Raw genomic sequence first — 19,394 nt, 5'->3', positions numbered from 1 at the left:
CGTATGAATTTTCATCCACTGAAAGACAAGTTGCAGCGGCCGATTCGTGACCTGCGTATATCGGTTACGGACCGCTGTAATTTCCGCTGTTCCTATTGCATGCCCAAAGAGATTTTCGGTGACGATTACGCCTTTCTTCCCCAAAATGAATGTCTGTCGTTTGAAGAGATTCAGCGGCTGACGAAGCTCTTTGTATCCCTAGGTGTAAAAAAGATCAGACTCACGGGCGGCGAACCATTAATGCGCAGGAATCTACCCGATCTGGTCTCCCAAATCCTGTCCATTGACGGAGTGGAAGATGTCGGTTTGACCACCAACGGTGTGCTGCTAGGACAGCAGGCTAAGCCTCTCTATGACGCGGGGCTACGACGGCTTAATGTCAGTCTGGACGCTCTGGACCCCGAGCTGTTTGGGCGGTTGAATGGGCGGGGGATTAAGCCTGATGTTATTTTGAAGCAGATCGAATATGCAAGAGAAATCGGCTTTGAAATCAAGGTCAATATGGTCGTTCAAAAAGGCGTTAATGACTCGGAGATTTTGCCGATGGCCGCTTATTTTAAGGAGCAGGGAATAACCCTTCGTTTTATCGAGTTTATGGATGTAGGTAATGACAACGGATGGAGCTTCAAAAAGGTACTAACCAAAAAAGAAATCGTTGAACGACTTAAGAATGCGTACGAGCTGGAGCCGATGGATCGGGATTACTTTGGAGAAGTAGCAAAGCGTTATCGTTATAAAGACAGCGACGCACAGATTGGTTTTATTACTTCGGTTTCTGAATCGTTTTGTTCGTCTTGTACACGTGCCCGCTTATCGTGCGATGGCAAGTTTTATACATGTTTGTTTGCTTCAGGCGGATTTGATTTACGCCAGATGCTTCGTAATGGAGCGAATGACCAGGAATTACTCGATGTGATTACTTCAGTATGGGAACAACGTACAGACCGGTATTCCGATGAACGTACGGAGCAGACAGCCAACAACAAAAAAAAGATTAGCATGTCCTACATTGGAGGCTGACATTTTATACCATGGGAATGTGCTGTATTTGATGTGGTTGCTCCAAAAAAGAAAGCGCAAACATTTTTGTTGGCAAAACTTAAATTCGATGTTATTATGATCTTGGGATTGTTACTGAAAAGGCAAAACCCGGGGCATGGAATTAGATTTCCATGTGTTGGGTTTTGCCTTTTCTTTTCAGAATACAAGCTTTACGATATCCTGCATGATATGAATATCTGGCCAGCCATAACGCAGAAAGGTGAGTGATATAAAGCCTTACAAGTGCTGAACAACAAAGATAATGACGTCGACCAACGAATCGACATCCGAAAAATGATGTCATAGGACGTGGTTAACCGACTATATCCATTTTCAAAACGGAATATCAGATCGGTTTGGGAGCACTCAAGATCATTCAGGGAAAACGTAAGGCTTTGTCTCTTATTATGAATGCGTTTTCAATACACGAATTGTAAATCAATACATTTGAATTTGATTTACGATGAAGGTTTGATCGGCTATTACCGTCTTGTGACCTATCTGAAATTTCGCCCAGCATCTAAATCCTTTTTTAAATTTGATGGGATAAGGGGGGCAGTAGATGATCATAACGAAGATATTTAATAACAACGCCATAATAGCCAAAGATCAAAAAAGAGATGAATTTGTTGTTATGGGTCGTGGTATTGCATTCAAAAAGAGTGCAGGCGAACAAGTAGAAGAGCATCTAATTGAAAAGGTCTTTGTGCTTAAACATAAAGATGCTTCAGAGAAATTCAAGTTATTGTTAGAGGATGTTGCATCAGAATATGTTTCGTTATGCTATGACATCATTGAATATGGAAAAAGCATATTAGAAGTACAATTGAGCGATTATATATATGTTTCGCTTACGGATCACATGAACAATGCATTTAAAATGTTTGATGAAGGGTTTAAAAATGCAAATCCGTTAATTTGGGAGATCAAAAAATTTTATCCCAAAGAATTTGCTATTGGCTTAAAGGCACTGGAGTTCATTGAAGACGAAACAGGCAAACGATTGTCAGAAGATGAAGCAGGTAATATTGCTCTTCATTTAATCAATGCTCAAGTAAACAGCTCCTACAACAAGGTAGCAGATGTTGCTCAGCAAACTCAAAAAATACACGACATCTTGAATATTATTAAATACTCTTATAATACCACCATAGATGAACACTCGATCAGTTATGAGCGATTTATTACACATTTAAGATTCTTCTTTCAGCGATTAAATAAAAAAGAAAAAGTAGAACTGGAAGACGATTTTTTGTGGAGGCAAGTGAAAGCGAAGTACAAAAAGGCCTATGGCTGCATGCTGAAGATCGAGAAATACTTGAATATGGTATTGTCAGATGAGGAAAAGCTGTATATAACGATTCATATTCAGCGTGTGACCCAAAGACAAAATTGAATAACTCTTGGATTGTTACTGGTAATGCAGGCGAAACCAACCTAGATCGAATTTGATCTATTTTGGTTTTGCCTTTTTTTATAAATACAAATAAAGGGGAAATTACAATGAAGTATGAGACATTAGCAAAAGACATCATTAGAAATGTCGGCGGCAAAGAAAATGTGAATAGTCTAACTCATTGTATTACACGCTTGCGCTTCAAACTAAAAGATGAAAGTAAAGCCAATACAGAGGTTTTGAAAAATATGGATGGTATTGTCACTGTGGTAAAGAGTGGTGGGCAATACCAGGTTGTTATAGGTAATCATGTTCCTGAGGTGTATGCTGATGTTACTGCTGTAGGCGGTTTTCAGACAGGAGATTCAGAAGAAGCCTCAGGTGAAAAAATGAGTTTGTTCAATAGATTCATTGATACCATTTCAGGTGTATTTACACCTACGCTGGGTGTCTTAAGTGCCACGGGTATGATTAAGGGCTTCACTGCCTTATTTGTAGCTCTGGGCTGGCTGGCCACTACATCGGGTACGTATCAAATTCTCAATGCTTTAGGTGATTGTTTGTTTTACTTCTTTCCTATTTTCCTGGGGTATACGTCGGCTAAAAAGTTCAATGCCAACATTTTTATAGGTATGGCTATAGGTGCATCGCTTGTGTACCCAACATTTAGCACGATAACAGCCTCGGGCAAACCACTATACACTCTATTTGGCGGCACTATATTTGAGTCACCGGTATATATCACCTTCTTAGGTATTCCGGTCATTCTGATGAGCTATGCGTCAACCGTTCTTCCGATTATCATATCCACCTATGTAGGCTCAAAAATAGAGAACTTCTTTAAAAAGGTAATCCCTAGCGTAGTGAGAACATTTTTGGTTCCGTTTTTCACATTGTTAGTTATTGTACCCTTAGCATTGATTGTGATTGGACCTCTCTCGACTTGGGCAGGTCAACTGCTTGGGGCAGCAACCCTCTTTGTGTATAACTTAAGTCCAATTATTGAAGGCATAATCATGGGCGCTTTCTGGCAAGTGTTTGTTATCTTTGGATTACACTGGGGACTTGTCCCTATCGCTATGAACAACTTAGCCGTGCTTAAATTCGATCCGATTCTTGCGGCTACGCTGGGAGCTTCCTTTGCTCAGACAGGTGTCGTACTGGCGATTTTGTTTAAAACCAAAAATGTAAAACTGAGATCACTTTCCATTCCAGCTGTCATATCCGGGATTTTTGGTGTGACAGAACCAGCGATTTACGGGATTACATTACCACGTAAGAAACCATTTATTTTAAGCTGTATAGCCTCTGCAGTAGGTGGCGGTATTATAGGAATGATGGGAACTAAAGGTTACATCATTGGCGGATTGGGGATTTTCGCTATCCCGAGCTATATCAGTCCTGCGGGAATAGACAGCGGATTTTATGGAGCTGTTATTGGTATATTGGTAAGCTTTGTATTAGGCTTCTTGCTTATGTTCTTTGGCGGATTTAAAGATGATGAAGTGAAAGAAGCTAAAAAGGAAGACAGCACACCAGGAGCAGCCAAAGGAGAAATTTTAGTAAAACAAGAGACGGTGATGAGTCCATTAAAAGGTGAAGTGAAGTCTTTATCTGAAGTAACAGATGAAGCCTTTTCGACAGGTGCTCTGGGTAAAGGGATTGCCATTGAACCTTCTGAAGGTAAGGTCGTTTCACCTGTAGATGGTGTATTAACATCATTATTTTCGTCAGGCCATGCGATCGGGATTACAAGTGATCACGGTGTTGAGGTCCTCATCCATGTAGGCAAAGATACGGTCAAATTAAAAGGCAAACATTTTTATCCTAAAGTAAAACAGGGGGATGCTGTTAAAAAGGGCCAGCTGCTTATGGAGTTTGATATAAAAGCTATAAAAGAGGCTGGTTATGTTTTGACCACACCTGTTATCGTTGCCAATACTTCGAATTACCTGGATGTCATTGAAACAGAGAAGAAGGCGATTGAGTATCAAGAGGATTTATTGACCGTCGTAGTATAATCCTAATTAAATGTTGAGGAGGAATTAAACAATGAAAAATACAACTGAATTGGAATTTCCACAAGGATTTTTATGGGGAGGTGCAACGGCTGCTAACCAATTTGAGGGTGGATATAATGAGGAAGGTAAAGGCTTAAGCACTGCTGATGTGATTACGGCCGGAACGCATACGACTTCTCGAAGAATTACACCTATACTGGAAGAAGGAGTGAACTATCCGAGTCACGAGGCTATTGACTTTTTCCACCGCTATCAAGAAGATATCCGCTTATTTGCAGAGATGGGATTCAAGGTCTTTAGAATGTCCATTGCGTGGTCAAGAATATTTCCTAACGGAGATGATGCAGAGCCGAATGAGCAAGGCTTGCAGTTCTATGATCGTGTATTCGCAGAATTGAAAAAGTACAATATTGAGCCTTTGGTTACGATCTCACATTATGAAGCACCGTTTCATTTGACCCAAAAATATAATGGTTGGTCAGATCGCAGAGTCGTAGATTTTTATGTGAGATATTGTGAAGTGCTTTTTAACAGATACAAAGATGTCGTGAAATACTGGTTAACCTTTAATGAAATCAATATTTTAACCTTGTCATTTGGAGCATTCATGGCTGGAGCTATGATGCCGGAGGGGAATGGAGAGCTTGCCCATGCTACAGTGAAGGATGAGCAGGTTCTGTATCAGGCGTTGCATCATCAATTTATTGCCAGTGCAAAGGCTGTAAAGCTGGGTCATGAAATCAACAAGGACTTTAAAATCGGTTGTATGATTGCTTATATGTGTTCCTACCCACTTACATGCCATCCTGATGATATTCTGCTAGCTCAACAAAAGGATAACTTAAGTAATTTCCTATGCTCAGATGTTCAAGTAAGAGGAGCTTATCCGGGATTTGCCAAACGCTATTTTAGAGATCATAATATTCAGATCAAAATGCAAGAAGAGGATGAGGACATCTTAAAAGAAGGCTGCGTAGATTTCTATACTTTCAGCTATTATTCCTCTACTTGTGTCAGTGCCGATCCCAACCAGGAGAAGGTGGGAGGGAATTTATCTATGGGCTTAAAGAATCCTCATTTGAAAGCAAGTGCCTGGGATTGGCAGATCGATCCACAGGGATTGAGATGGTCCCTCAATAACATTTATAACCGATATGAAATCCCGTTAATGGTTGTTGAAAATGGCCTTGGTGCCGTAGATACAGTGGAAGAAGACGGTTCCATTCACGATGATTATCGAATTGATTATCTGAAGCAACACATTGAGCAAATGAAAGAAGCGATTGCTGATGGAGTGGATCTAATAGGGTATACGCCTTGGGGATGTATTGATCTGGTAAGTGCAGGAACCGGTGAAATGAAAAAGCGTTATGGGTTTATATACGTCGATAAGGATAATGAAGGCAAGGGGACACTTGCCAGATTCAGAAAGAAGAGCTTCTATTGGTATAAGAATGTGATCGAAACCAATGGAGAGCAGTTGGATTAAAAATCTTAGTGCCTGTTTCATAAAAGTCATACCATCAGCGCGTGCCAATTTTAATCGGTACGCGCTGCTTCACTAAATACATGGGATGAAAATGTCGAAATAGAGGGTAGGACTGATATCAAAATTTGAGGAAGTGGATACATATTACCTGCTTGGATTAAATGCTGCGATTTAAGCTGCTCGGGTGGGTGACTCAGGAGCAGGTTTTGGGGTCGTCGCTACAGAAATCCGCAAAATGTCTACGGGCACCAAGGAAGCAACAGGACGTATTGAACAATCCTTGCAAGCCGTCAGACAATCAGTGTATAAGATGGGTGGTTACATGTATGAATTTGAATGAGTTGAATGAACAGAGTTACACAGAACTAGAGGATTATTGGGTGCGTGTATTTCTAAATTTAGTACAAAATCAGGATAAGGAGAACTGGGTCATTCCTTATTACAACAACATGTGCACAAGGTAAAGGGGATCATTGAACGTTGGATTTATGAATGAGATTCATTATCCATAAGCAAATCTTTTCCGATATAATAATGAAAAGAAGCCCGTAGAACAGATACTACCTCAGAGAGGTGATTTATAATGACTGTTGACATTCTTGTACGTAATAATGTAAAAGTGCTGGGCTCAGGCAGCCAAACGATCGTATTTGCTCATGGCTTTGGATGCGATCAGGATATGTGGCGTTATATCGTCCCTAGCTTTATCGACAACTACCAAATCGTCTTATTTGATTATGTAGGTTCTGGAGATTCTCAAATTAAGTACTATGATTCAGAAAAATACAGCGACTTGCAAGGGTATGCCCAAGATGTGCTAGATATTATGGAAGCGCTAGAATTAAGAAATGTCATATTCGTCGGACATTCTGTTAGTAGTATGATTGGAATGCTTGCTTCTATCCGCAATCCCCAATATTTTGAGCGTATCGTCATGCTCGGTCCCTCTCCTCGTTATGTGAATGACCTCCCCCATTATTATGGAGGCTTCGATAAGAGCGACATCGATGAATTGCTTGATATGATGCAAATGAACTTTATTGGCTGGGCTAGTTACCTGGCACCCATTGTTATGCAGAATCCTGAACGACAGGAATTAACTGAAGAGTTGGAGAAAACCTTTTGCTCAAGAGACCCTCATATTGCACGACAATTTGCGGAAGTGACTTTTTTTTCGGATTGCCGTGTCGATCTCCAGCATGCTTCGGTTCCTACACTGATTCTCCAGTGCTCGGACGATAGCATTGCTCCGATTGAAGTAGGGGATTATTTACATACTCATCTTAAAAATAGCAAGCTTCAACAGATGAGGGCAAAGGGGCATTATCCTCACTTAAGTCAACCTGGAGAAACAAGTGATCTGATTAAAGAGTATTTAGCCAGTGTGTAATATCAGAAGAAAGGCAGTTATGAAATGGATATTCAATTAGATAAAGCTCCCTGTGGATATTTCTCAATCTCGGATTCTGGCTTCATTCAATCGGTAAATCAAACGTTATTGGATATGCTGTTTTATGATCGTAATGAATTGCTCGGACGGCCTATTGAATCCACAATGTCTGTTACCAACAAGCTATTTTTTCATACTTATTTTTATCCCTATATTCAGATCGGTCTGATCCTTGATCCACAAATCGATAAATAATGATAGATACATATCTTCCCCGAGCTCACTCGCAATATTGATGCAATCTTCAAGATCAGCTGTATCTTTGCTGAATAAATATGTTTCCAAAATCAACTCAGAGTCAAACCCGGCATATGTATCGAAATTGGCCTCCTTGGCCTGCTGGAACAAAATTTGGTCCCGCTCACGCTCATACTTTTGCAGTAAAAAAACGGCGTAATATAGAGCATCGCCAATCCCCTGAAAGCTGTTCGTCTCCCTGTCTATAATCTCATTAACGAGCAGCCTTCTCACAATCGGTTCGTAATGCGGGGCATCTCGATCTTCACGATTATACATAGCCAAAAGCACCTTCAAGCGATTGGTATAATTGGCATCACTTTTTCCATATTTCTCACTGTGTTTCTCCAAATAGTCAACCTTTGAATAATCGGCGTGATCACCTATTAGACTCTGCAGCATTTCATCATAGGGTGCCATCATCTGATCCAGCAGCTTTTTGTAGTTCGTTTCCAATATTGTAATTCTCCTTTCCTGATCGGCTTAATACTACAATCCATATATACAAAAAACAAGCGATTTCCTTTTGAAAGGGAATCGCTGTTTTGCATCATACTGATTTTGATTTCTATAATCAAATAAAACACGACATTTAAATAACATGATAAGTAACTTTAGTGCACGGACGACAAAATTCGTCATTATTTTTAGTTATTCAGGACGTGGAAACCGTTCTTGTTCCTTAGTACAATGAATCAAAATAACAAGTGATGAAAAGAAAGGTGACAAAGAGACGAGGGATTACGGATAAGGGGGGACAGGCTGTGGCCGTATACACACTACGTAGATTGATACAAATGATTCCGGCACTACTTGGTATTGTCGTCATAACATTCATGATCTCAAGAGTGCTTCCAGGTGATCCTGCCGTGATGCTTGCGGGGGAACAGGCTACACCTGAGACGATTGAAAATATTCGAAGCAGCATGGGATTGGATCAACCGAAGTACATTCAATTTTTCCATTATGTAGTTGGATTGTTCCAAGGTGATCTGGGTCAGGCTTATCACACCGGACAGTCCGTGGCAAGCGACTTTGCTACCCGGTTTCCAGCAACCATTGAGTTGGCGCTGGCGAGTTTGATTATTGCAATCCTGGTGGCAATTCCGATCGGCATCCTGGCGGCAACCCGTAAAGAATCGATTGTTGATCACATTTCACGTGTGTTTTCCTTGATCGGTGCATGTATGCCCATTTTCTGGATTGGTCTTTTATTCATTTATATTTTTTATGCGAAATGGGGCATCGCTCCTGCGCCGATGGGTCGAATTAGCGGTGATATCAATCCGCCGACGCACGTTACGGGACTTTATGTACTCGATAGTCTGATGACTGGTGATTTTGTAGCTTTAAAAAGCAGTTTATCCCATTTGGTTCTGCCAGCAGTCTGTCTCAGTACAGGCACTATGGCGATTGTGGCACGGATGATGCGTTCCAGCATGCTGGAAGTAATCGGTCAGGATTTTGTTCGCACAGCCAGAGCCAAAGGTCTGCGCGAAGGAATTGTCATTTATAAGCACGCACTCATTAACGCCTTTATCCCAACACTTACCGTACTTGGTTTGCAGGTCGGTTACCTGATTGGTGGAGCGGTTATTACCGAAACCATTTTTACCTGGCCAGGAGTGGGCAGCTATGTGACGGACTCTATTTTGGCGGCTGACTATGCGCCGATTCAAGCATTTACCCTTGTAAGTGCGCTGATTTACAGCTTTATCAATCTTGGAGTTGACTTGGTTTACGGATTGATTGACCCACGTATCCGGTACGAGTGATAACAATGAAGCACAAAAAGTAGGGGGAGGTACTCGGATGAGCACTGCAAGTGATTTGGTGGCAAAAGCGGCTGTGCCTCAGCCCAATGCAGCCGCTATACCGAAACGCAAGAGCTTTTGGCGATTACTGTTTGGCAATAAACTCGCTTTAATCGGATTCATTTTTATCGTTGGCTGGACGCTCATTGCCATCCTCTCATCATGGATCGTTCCACATGATCCTTATGTAACCGATCCGGCGAACAAGCTGCTGCCACCAAGTGCAGAACATTGGTTTGGGACCGATAATTACGGACGTGACATTCTCAGCCGTGTTATTTACGGAGCCAGAATCAGCATATGGACCGGGATGATCGCCGTGTCAATCTCATTTATCATCGGCGTACCGCTTGGAGCCATCGCAGGTTTCTATGGCGGTCGAATGGGTAGCATTATTATGCGCTGCATGGATATTCTGTTGGCTTTCCCGTCGCTGGTACTCGCCATGGCTATTGCTGCAGCGATGGGACCAGGACTGATGAGTGCACTTATCGCCGTGGGCATTGTAGGCATACCCGAATTCGCCAGGCTGATTCACGGACAAACCATCTCTCTTCGGGAGAAGGAATTTGTGGAGGCCAGCCGGGCGATTGGTGTGACGAACGGAACGATCCTGTTTCGCCACATCTTGCCTAATGCACTTGCCCCACTGCTTGTGAATGCAACGCTTGGAATGGGCTTTGCCATCCTCACCTCAGCCAGTCTCAGCTTCCTGGGACTCGGTGTGAAACCCCCGATTGCTGAATGGGGCGCAATGATTTCAGAAGGGCGAGCGTATATCATTTCCGGTGAGTGGTGGATTGTAACCTTCCCGGGTCTTGGAATTGCGACAGCTATTTTGGGCTTCAATTTGCTTGGAGACGGTTTGCGGGATGTTCTTGATCCTAGACTGCGCTCTAGCAAATAAAAATAAATTGATCATTAAAGGGGAGAACGTAAGCCATGTTGAAAAAAAGTCTTTCTCTAATTGTCGTCTTGTCTACATTGCTATGGACGGCAGGCTGTGCGAGCAATGCTAACAGCCCGTCCGCTTCATCTGGAGAGAAAGGCGCAGATGCCTCATCCCCACCAAAGACGATTACACTTGCTTACTCAGAGGGAGGGTCAACCATGGACCCTGCTGAGGCAAGTGATCTTACATCAGATACCCTTGTGCTTGCGCTCTATGATCAGCTTGTGACCTATGGCAAAAAGTCTACTGAGAGCGGTGAAGTGGCAGATACGGAAGCCATTAAGCCCATGCTGGCTGAAAAATGGGATGTGTCCGCTGATAACATGACTTATACGCTCCATCTGCGTAAAGACGTTAAATTCCAAAGTGGCAACCCGCTGACCGCCAATTCTGTGTTGTATTCCTTTGAGCGGCTTAAAAATTCCGATTCCGGTAGCTTTCTGTATGGTATGAGCTCCATTAAAACCGCTACAGCGCCAGATGAGCACACCGTTGTCGTTACATTGTCCCAACCCAATCATATGTTTCTGCAAATCCTGTCATTGTACAACTTCTCCATTGTGGATGATGTGCTTGTCAAAGAAAATGGCGATGGCGACTATTTGAAAACACATGCGGCAGGTTCAGGTCCGTTCAAGCTTGAAAAATGGGACCCTGCGACAGAAGCTGTCTTTAATGCTAATGCTAGCTACTGGCAAGGAGCGCCAAATCTGAGCAAAGTAACGATGAAGTTTACCAAGGAAGCTTCCAACCGTGTACTTCTGCTGGATAAAGGCGATGTGGACATGGCGATTGAGATTCCTGCAAAGGATGTTTCGAAGCTGGAAACTAACGCTGATCTGAAGGTTCAATCCAATGCAAGTAACCGGATTCTGTATTTCGCCATGAATAATAAAGTCAAACCTTTTAATGATCCAAAAGTGCGTCAAGCCATTGCTTATGCTATTCCTTACGACCAATTAATTGACGATGTCATGTACGGTCAAGCAAAGCAGATGAAGAGTTCTGTAGCGAGTAACACGCCTGGCTACACCGATGCGGGTTACAGCTATAAGCACGACCTGGACAAAGCAAAACAGCTGCTTACAGAAGCGGGTTATCCGAATGGGTTTAATTTTGACCTGACACTGGGTTCCGGTTTCCAGGACTGGGCAGATGATGCTGTATTGATTCAAGCTGAACTTGCCAAGATTGGCGTAAAGATGAATGTTGTTAATGTTGCTCGTGCACAGTTCCTTGAACAGCAACGAGAAGGCAACCTGACAGCATACATTTCCAAATGGACTTCCTTCGTCAACGACCCTGGATACCATCTCGGGTTTCTAATGTACAGCGGCGGTTCTTCGAATTATATGCATTACGCTAATGCAGAAGTGGATAAGCTTTGGGAACAAGCAGGCAAAGAACAAGATGAAAATAAACGTAAAGAGCTGTATGGCAAAGCACAAGAGCTTATAAATCAAGATTCGCCCTGGGCGTACCTGTATGAATACAATCGGGTTGTTGGCATGAGCAAAGACGTCACTGGATATGTTTACTACCCAGACGAAGTTATCCGATTCTATTCATTGAATAAAGAGTAAGTTTTGATCTTACTTATGCCTTCGGTTTTTACAGCCGAAGGCTATCATTTTACACCTGAAGTTGATGCTGATCCCGATGGATGTAAAAGGTTTAGTTGGCTAAATGTAAAACGTGAAGGGACTGAATGGGAATGACAGATTGGAAAACGTTAGTTCTTGATGAAATAGATAAACGGCAGGACGAATTGCTTGAGCTATGCTCGCGGTTGATTCAATTTCCTTCGGAAAATCCTCCAGGTGACTCACGCGAAATTAGTCAGTTCATTATGGACTATCTTAAAGAAGCAGGTATAGAAACAACGGTGCATGAATCCGGGCCGAATATGTGGAATCTCATTTCTAATTATGGCGCTGAAACGGCGAACGGAAAAAAACTGATTTTCTGTGGACATACGGACGTTGTGCCAGCAGGGGATCGTACTCGTTGGGATTTTGATCCGTTTTGTGGTGAAATTCGTGATGGCTATCTCCTGGGCCGCGGCGCTTCTGACATGAAAGCCGGACTGGGTGGATTAATATTTACCGTTGCGCTGTTCTCCAAATTGGGCGTACCACTCGAAGGTGCGTTGTCGTTGCTTGTAGTTCCAGACGAGGAAACCGGGGGTCATCTTGGAGTACCTTGGGTGCTGGAAAGAAAACTGATTGAAGGAACCGCTGCTGTGATCGCAGAGCCTTCAGGCCCGCAAAACCCGACCATCGGGCAAAAAGGAAGCTGCTGGTTTGAATTTACCGTTGAAGGCACGCCGGGTCATGGCAGTTTGCAGCCGATTGCAGGTGAAAGTGCTATTTTGAAGGCGGCAAAAGGGATTGAAGCGCTGCAACAACTGTGGGACATCAAGCCGGACATCCCGGAAGAAGTCCAAGAGATCATTGAAATTTCCAAGCGTTATGCAAGCGAACGGGAGAACCCAAGCTATGGACAAGCGTTTGATCATGTAACGGTGAACATTGGTACGATCCAGGGGGGCACTAAAGTCAATGTGGTTGCGGACCGTTGCACAGTGCAAGTGGATTCCCGTGTTCCGTTTGGCGTAGACCACCGGGATGTACTGGCCAAAGCCAAAGAGTTGCTTGCAAGTGTAGGCATTGACACGGAACCCAAACAATTTGGATTTTATGGTAATGCCAACTGGACCCCGCCAACCGAGCCGATTGTACAGGAGCTTGTGGAATCTATCGCTGAGGTCAGCGGTAAAGAGGCCTATGGCGTATTGCAATGGGCAACCAGCGATGCACGTGCATTCCGCAAATACAACATCCCGGTATTGCAATACGGGCCTGCCGAACTGTCGACCATTCACAATTTTAATGAAAAAGCTCCGGTATGGCAGATCATTCAATCTGCGAAAGTATACGCTTTAACGGCGCTTAAATATCTGAAAACAACTCAAAAAGAAGCATAAGGGGATCTGCCGTATGATGAAACAAGTTTTTGAAGTCTATGACCTTTTGGATAGCCCGTTCGCCAGCGGGGCAGAAGTCAAAGCTTATTTGGAACAACTGGGTCAAGCGGAGATTACGGTCTCCACCGTGCAAGGAGAAAAGGGTTCTACGGATTTTATAAAAATTGTCATTGCCGGTAAAACGGGTCGCATTCAGGGGGGCGATTCTCCAACCTTGGGTGTAGTAGGGCGACTTGGTGGACTAGGGGCACGGCCAGAGATGATCGGATTTGTATCCGATGGTGACGGTGCAGCAGCGGCAATTTCGGCGGCAGCTAAACTTTTGAGCATGCAGTCCAAAGGAGATGTGCTTGACGGAGATGTGATCATCTGTACACATATTTGTCCAGATGCACCCACTCAGCCCCATGATCCGGTTCCATTTATGGATTCACCCGTAGATATTTTGACGATGAACAAATATGAAGTGACACCCGAAATGGAAGCGATCCTGTCCATTGATACGACCAAAGGGAATCGGGTCATTAACCATAAAGGTATTGCCATTTCCCCGACGGTACGTGAAGGCTACGTGCTACGCATTAGTGAAGACCTCGTCGATATTGTTCAGACCGTTACTGGCGAACCGTGTGTCACGTTTGCTGTAACTACGCAGGACATCACACCTTATGGTAACGACCTGTATCACATCAACAGCATTTTGCAGCCAGCGGTGGCCACTTCCGCTCCAGTGGTTGGTGTTGCCATCACGGCCGCTGCTCCTGTCCCAGGCAGTGCAACGGGGGCCAGCCACGAAAGCGATATTGCGCTGGCGGCCAAATTGGCTGTAGAAACAGCCAAAGCTTACGGACGTGGGCAATGCTCTTTTCATTCGGAAAAGGAGTTTCAACATATTACTAAATTGTACGGTACCATGAAGCATCTACAAACGATGGGGAAGTCTGAATAAGCTTATTCCCTAAGATAAAAAGAACATGAAGATTCAATGATGGACAAGGAGGAGGAAGAGGGCATGGCACAACTGCTTGAAGTAACCAACCTCCGGACGGAGTTCAAGACTGCGGCTGGCACCATCCGGGCTGTGGACGGCGTCGATCTATCGGTTGGCAAAGGCGAAACACTCGGAATCGTTGGCGAATCCGGGTGCGGCAAGAGCATTACCTCCCTTTCCATTATGCAGCTCCTCCCCAAGGGACTTGGGAAAGTAGCCGCTGGTGAAGTACGGTTTAACGGTGAAAACATGCTGGATTTTTCGGAGCGGAAAATGCGCTCGATTCGTGGCAACGAGATGGCTATGATTTTTCAGGAGCCGATGACTTCGCTAAATCCTGTGTTCAAAATCGGCAAGCAAATTGCGGAGTCTGCCCGATACCACCACGGTGTAAGCAAACATAAAGCAAAAGATATGGCTGTGGAAATGCTGACGAAAGTGGGGATTCCACGCCCAGAAAAAGTAGCCGCTTCTTATCCGCATGAACTCTCGGGCGGGATGCGGCAACGGGTGATGATTGCGATGGCGATGGTGTGCAATCCGAAGCTGCTGATCGCCGATGAGCCGACAACGGCACTCGATGTAACCATTCAGGCACAGATTCTTGATTTGATGCGTGAGCTACAGAAATCTGAAGGAACTTCGATTCTGATGATTACCCATGATCTTGGTGTCGTTGCTGAAATGTGCGATCGGGTCGTGATTATGTACGCCGGACAAGTGGTAGAAGAAACCGATGTAAAAACGCTTTTTAAAGAACCCAAGCATCCGTATACACAAAGTTTGCTAGCCTCACTGCCACAGTTGAACAGTGATCAGGAGCGTCTAGCTTCCATTCCGGGTCAGGTTCCCAACCCACTTGATATGCCGACAGGGTGCCGCTTTGCACCACGTTGTCAGTTTGCCAAGGAAATTTGCCGGGCAGAGGCTCCGGAGCTTACAGAAGTGGAACCCGGACACAAAAGCCGCTGCTTGCTACAGCAGGAGGGATATCATGAACACACTGCTTGAAATACGTAATTTGAAAAAACACTATCAGATCAAAAAAGGACTTTTTTCCAAACAAGTGGGGGCAGTTAAAGCGGTGGATGGTATTAACCTGACTGTGCAGCAGGGTGAAACCTTGGCAATCGTAGGGGAATCCGGCTGCGGCAAATCCACAACCGGACGGGCAATTCTCAGATTGATCGAACCGACGGATGGAGAGATTCTGTTTAACGGCACGGATATACGTAAGCTAAACACAGAGCAGCTGCGCAAATTTAGAACGGATATGCAGATGGTGTTTCAGGACCCGTTTGCTTCGCTTGATCCCAGATGGACGGTACAGCAGGTGCTGGAAGAACCGCTCATCACGCATGAAAAGCTAAGCAAAACGCAGCTCAAAGAGCGGGTGAATGAGTTGCTCGAAGTGGTCGGATTGTCTCCTTATCATGCACATCGTTATCCGCATGAGTTTTCAGGTGGTCAGCGCCAGCGGATCGGGATCGCACGGGCACTGGCGCTTCATCCCAAATTTATCGTGTGTGACGAGCCAGTCTCGGCCCTCGATGTGTCGATTCAGGCGCAAGTGCTCAATCTGATGAAGGACCTGCAAAAACAATATGACCTGACGTATATGTTTATTTCTCATGATCTGTCGGTCGTCAAATTTATCAGCGACCGCGTGGGTGTGATGTACCTGGGCAAGCTGGTCGAACTCGCACCGACCCAAGAAGTGTTCAGAGAGCCGCTGCATCCATATACAAAGGCGTTAATGTCTGCGGTGCCCGTAGCTGATCCGGAAGCGGAACGTGATCGGATTGTTCTCAAAGGGGATGTGCCCAGTCCAGAAAATCCGCCAAGTGGTTGTGCGTTTCATAATCGGTGCCCGGCAGCCATGGACATTTGCAGCAAAGTACAGCCCATCTTTGCCGAAGCTGCACCGGGGCGGCAGGTAGCCTGTCACTTGTATCCAGCTTCCACGCCGGAACAAGCGCTAGCCGGACAAGCATAATCCAGCTGAAAAAGAATAGATAGACCTTCTAGCAAGAATTAAGCCTGAATCCATCTCAAACGGATTCGGGCTTTTTTTAATAAGTGTAGCTGCTCTGCAAACGCACATATTTTTCTAATAGATCCATTTTAAGATTCAATATAAGGGGTGGGATTTCAACACCTGTAAATCAAGCATATAACATGCATGGATACAACATTGCGCACAATCAATGGAAACGTTTTAATTTGAATATAGAAACACAAAAGAAGACCTCAGGGAGGGTATAAGAATGCTAAAAGTGAAAGCGCTTAGATGCGAACATTTAAATAATCCGATTGGATTGGGTTGTCTAAAACCGCGGTTAAGTTGGCAGATCGAATCTGAAAAAATGTATGTTTCTCAAAAACGGTTTCAATTGCAAGTATCCGTTCATCCCACTTTTGAACCGCTGATCTGGAATCATTTTACCTATTCGGATCAATCCATTCTGGTTCCCTACGAAGGCCCCCCGCTGGAATCAGGACAAAGATATTATTATCGGGTAAAAGTATGGACTCAGGGAGCAGGTGACACAGAACCGGAAGAATCGGAATGGAGTGAGTCCGGCTTTTGGGAGATGGGGTTGCTCCATGAGCAGGACTGGAAGGCACAATGGATCACAGTGAAGGAGCGGAGCATCCATGAACAGTTTCAGACAAGAGCTCCTTTTGCCGCTTCCAAATATTTTTCGGTTGAGGGAAAAGTGAAAAAAGCAATCATTTATGCTACAAGCCTGGGGTTGTATGAACTGGAGTTCAATGGACAAAAGGTGGGCGATGCCTACTTTACCCCGGGATGGACGGATTATAACGATCGTATCCAGGTGCAAGCATATGATGTGACTTCTACGATTCGAGAACAACATAATCGCATCACAGCAACGGTGGGAGAGGGCTGGTACAGCGGTTATCTGGGCTGGAAAAAGCGCAAGGACACCTACGGGAACACGAATGCATTGTTATTTCAAATGAAGATTAGTTATGAAGATGGCCATTCTGAAGTCATTTGCTCTGATTCTTCTTGGGAGGAAACGAGCTGTGCCATTTTAATGTCGGATATTTATAACGGCGAAATTTATGATGCCCGACTTGAGAAGCAGGTAGCCGAACATAGCTCCTTAACCGAACGGAAAATGATGCAGGTCGTTTCGTTCCCGTTAAGTCATCTGATTGCTCAGGAGAACGAGCCTGTCCGTGTGATGAACCGATTGAAGCCTGTTGAACTCATTCGAACTCCTAAAGGTGAGCTGGTGCTTAACTTGGGTCAAAATATGGTAGGCTGGCTGGAATTTAAAGTGGAAGCCCCCGAAGGTACAGTTCTAAATCTGGTTCATGGTGAAGTCTTGGATCAGCAAGGGAACTTTTACAGAGATAATATTCGTGATGCAGCGCAACAGATTACGTACATTTGCAGCGGGAAGGGGACGGAGATATTTAGGCCACATTTCACTTTTCAAGGCTTTCAATATGTGAAGCTTGAGGGCTTTCCAGATGGCGTTACAATTGAAGATTTTACGGGTGTCGTTCTGCATTCGGACATGGAGACGATCGGGGTGTTTGAGACATCAGATCCAAAGCTGAATCAACTTCAGCACAATATTGTGTGGGGGCAAAAGGGGAACTTCCTGGATGTGCCAACCGATTGTCCGCAGCGTGATGAGCGATTAGGCTGGACCGGCGATGCACAGATTTTTGCCAGAACTGCCAGCTTCAATATGAATACGGCTTCCTTCTTCCGAAAGTGGCTTAGGGATTTGGCTTACAACCAGCTGGAAAATGGGGCAGTGCCTTTTGTAGTGCCGGATGTCCTCAAAGGAACCTTTGCCGATAATATGGACAAAACGACGGCAGCATGGGGAGACGCGGCGGTTATATGTCCGTGGACCCTATATCAATGCTATGGGGATAAGCAAATCTTAGTGCAGCAGTATGACAGTATGAAAGCATGGGTGGATTATATTCGCGCCCAAGGGAGCGAAGAATATCTTTGGGATACCGGTTTGCAGCTGGGAGACTGGCTGGCGCTGGATAGCGAGGAAGGAAGCTATTTTGGGGCGACGGACGGAACGCTGGTGGCCACTGCTTATTTTGCGTATTCGACTCATATTTTGGCGCAGACGGCCAAACTGCTGAACCGTTATACCGATTACAACACATATAAAGGCTTACATGAGGGGATTAAAAAGGCTTTTGCGAACCGCTACTTCGATGACGCGGGCAAATTGACCTCCAATACCCAGACTGCACAGGTTGTGGCTTTGCACTTTGGATTGGTGCCAGAAAAGTATAAAACGCAAGTGATCCAGGAGCTCGTACGGCTCATAGAAAAAAATGATATGCATCTGGATACCGGCTTTGTGGGCACTCCTTATCTATGCCTGGTTTTATCCGACCATGGCTATACGGATGTCGCTTATAAAATTTTATTTCAAAATGATTATCCTTCATGGCTATATCAGGTTGAACGGGGAGCAACGACCATGTGGGAGCATTGGGATAGCATTAAAGTGGACGGCTCATTCTGGAGCATCGATATGAACTCGTTCAATCACTATTCGTACGGTTCAGTAGGAGACTTTATGTACCAAAATATTGCCGGAATTGATGTGCTTGAAGCGGGCTATAAAAAATCTCGTTTAGCTCCTAAACCGCCTGCCAATCTTACTTCGGCCCACGGCAAGCTGGAGACGCCATATGGCACGCTTGAAGTCCAATGGGAAATCGTGAATAAAGAAATGAAGATGACGGTTCACGTGCCACATAATACGACGGCTGAGATTACACTTCCGGGCGTTATGGAGCCGGATGCACTACAGCAAACCATTGCTATGCAATATCCGTCGATTCAGTATCCGCCTGTTGATGTGCCACAGGAGCTGGCCGGGAAATTAGGTTCTACAGGGGAACTGGCGATTTTCCAAAGGGGCGGAGATCATGAAATGACATTTACGGTCGGTTCTGGACAGTATACGTTCCAGTACAGATGCAACTAGAGGCTAAA

The 19,394-nt window shown here is 44.5% G+C and carries 15 protein-coding genes and 2 pseudogenes; 16 read left to right on the top strand and 1 reads right to left on the bottom strand.

Translation table 11 applies throughout. The features are described from left to right. Positions 1-3: 3 nt before the first annotated feature. The 8 genes and pseudogenes from moaA to AC5ELV_RS12750 form a co-directional block, all read left to right on the top strand. Positions 4-1,020, top strand: coding sequence for a GTP 3',8-cyclase MoaA (moaA, locus tag AC5ELV_RS12785; RefSeq protein ID WP_493430511.1), 1,017 nt, complete (start codon positions 4-6; stop codon positions 1,018-1,020). Between the two features lie 583 nt (positions 1,021-1,603). Further along, a complete protein-coding gene (licT, locus tag AC5ELV_RS12780) occupies positions 1,604-2,437 on the top strand; it encodes a BglG family transcription antiterminator LicT (RefSeq protein ID WP_493430510.1) in 834 nt (277 codons plus the stop codon). Between the two features lie 107 nt (positions 2,438-2,544). Next, positions 2,545-4,458 (top strand): beta-glucoside-specific PTS transporter subunit IIABC, encoded by a 1,914-nt coding sequence (locus tag AC5ELV_RS12775; protein ID WP_493430509.1) that lies wholly within the window; start codon positions 2,545-2,547, stop codon positions 4,456-4,458. 31 nt (positions 4,459-4,489) lie between these two features. Further along, positions 4,490-5,947, top strand: coding sequence for a glycoside hydrolase family 1 protein (locus tag AC5ELV_RS12770; RefSeq protein ID WP_493430508.1), 1,458 nt, complete (start codon positions 4,490-4,492; stop codon positions 5,945-5,947). A gap of 148 nt (positions 5,948-6,095) precedes the next feature. Further along, positions 6,096-6,260 (top strand): annotated as a pseudogene (locus AC5ELV_RS12765) (methyl-accepting chemotaxis protein); the annotation flags it as partial. Between the two features lie 13 nt (positions 6,261-6,273). Then, positions 6,274-6,411: a hypothetical protein gene (locus AC5ELV_RS12760; RefSeq protein WP_493430507.1), complete on the top strand. Its 138-nt coding sequence runs from the start codon at positions 6,274-6,276 to the stop codon at positions 6,409-6,411. 119 nt (positions 6,412-6,530) lie between these two features. Continuing rightward, complete coding sequence (locus AC5ELV_RS12755) at positions 6,531-7,337, top strand: alpha/beta fold hydrolase (protein WP_493430506.1); 807 nt, start codon at positions 6,531-6,533, stop codon at positions 7,335-7,337. A gap of 24 nt (positions 7,338-7,361) precedes the next feature. Beyond that, positions 7,362-7,559: pseudogene (locus tag AC5ELV_RS12750) on the top strand (PAS domain-containing protein); the annotation flags it as partial. Here AC5ELV_RS12750 and AC5ELV_RS12745 read toward each other — a convergent pair. Continuing rightward, positions 7,521-8,090: a hypothetical protein gene (locus tag AC5ELV_RS12745; protein ID WP_493430505.1), complete on the bottom strand. Its 570-nt coding sequence runs from the start codon at positions 8,088-8,090 to the stop codon at positions 7,521-7,523. The pseudogene AC5ELV_RS12750 and the gene AC5ELV_RS12745 sit on opposite strands and share 39 nt — an antisense overlap. A gap of 308 nt (positions 8,091-8,398) precedes the next feature. Here AC5ELV_RS12745 and AC5ELV_RS12740 point away from each other — a divergent pair, with 308 nt between their 5' ends. From AC5ELV_RS12740 to AC5ELV_RS12705, 8 genes are all read left to right on the top strand, one after another. Next, complete coding sequence (locus tag AC5ELV_RS12740) at positions 8,399-9,409, top strand: ABC transporter permease (protein ID WP_189338192.1); 1,011 nt, start codon at positions 8,399-8,401, stop codon at positions 9,407-9,409. A 37-nt stretch (positions 9,410-9,446) separates the two neighbouring features. Beyond that, entirely contained in the window at positions 9,447-10,355 is a 909-nt protein-coding gene (locus AC5ELV_RS12735) for an ABC transporter permease (RefSeq protein ID WP_493430504.1), read from the top strand. A 35-nt stretch (positions 10,356-10,390) separates the two neighbouring features. Next, the gene (locus AC5ELV_RS12730) at positions 10,391-11,983 is read left to right on the top strand and encodes an ABC transporter substrate-binding protein (protein WP_493430503.1); all 1,593 of its coding nucleotides are present in this window, start codon (positions 10,391-10,393) and stop codon (positions 11,981-11,983) included. A 131-nt stretch (positions 11,984-12,114) separates the two neighbouring features. Then, entirely contained in the window at positions 12,115-13,386 is a 1,272-nt protein-coding gene (locus AC5ELV_RS12725) for a M20 family metallopeptidase (RefSeq protein ID WP_493430502.1), read from the top strand. A gap of 13 nt (positions 13,387-13,399) precedes the next feature. Continuing rightward, a complete protein-coding gene (locus AC5ELV_RS12720; RefSeq protein WP_250270670.1) occupies positions 13,400-14,335 on the top strand; it encodes a DUF1177 domain-containing protein in 936 nt (311 codons plus the stop codon). 63 nt (positions 14,336-14,398) lie between these two features. Beyond that, positions 14,399-15,388: an ABC transporter ATP-binding protein gene (locus AC5ELV_RS12715; protein ID WP_493430501.1), complete on the top strand. Its 990-nt coding sequence runs from the start codon at positions 14,399-14,401 to the stop codon at positions 15,386-15,388. Next, complete coding sequence (locus tag AC5ELV_RS12710) at positions 15,372-16,373, top strand: ABC transporter ATP-binding protein (protein WP_493430500.1); 1,002 nt, start codon at positions 15,372-15,374, stop codon at positions 16,371-16,373. The genes AC5ELV_RS12715 and AC5ELV_RS12710 overlap by 17 nt, the downstream gene beginning before the upstream one ends. 271 nt (positions 16,374-16,644) lie before the next feature. After that, positions 16,645-19,386: a family 78 glycoside hydrolase catalytic domain gene (locus AC5ELV_RS12705; RefSeq protein WP_493430499.1), complete on the top strand. Its 2,742-nt coding sequence runs from the start codon at positions 16,645-16,647 to the stop codon at positions 19,384-19,386. Positions 19,387-19,394 lie beyond the last annotated feature (8 nt).

Source organism: Paenibacillus sp. NMA1017 (assembly GCF_058895805.1).
Note: the sequence above shows the minus strand (reverse complement) of the source record. Positions and strands in the feature narration are given on the sequence as shown.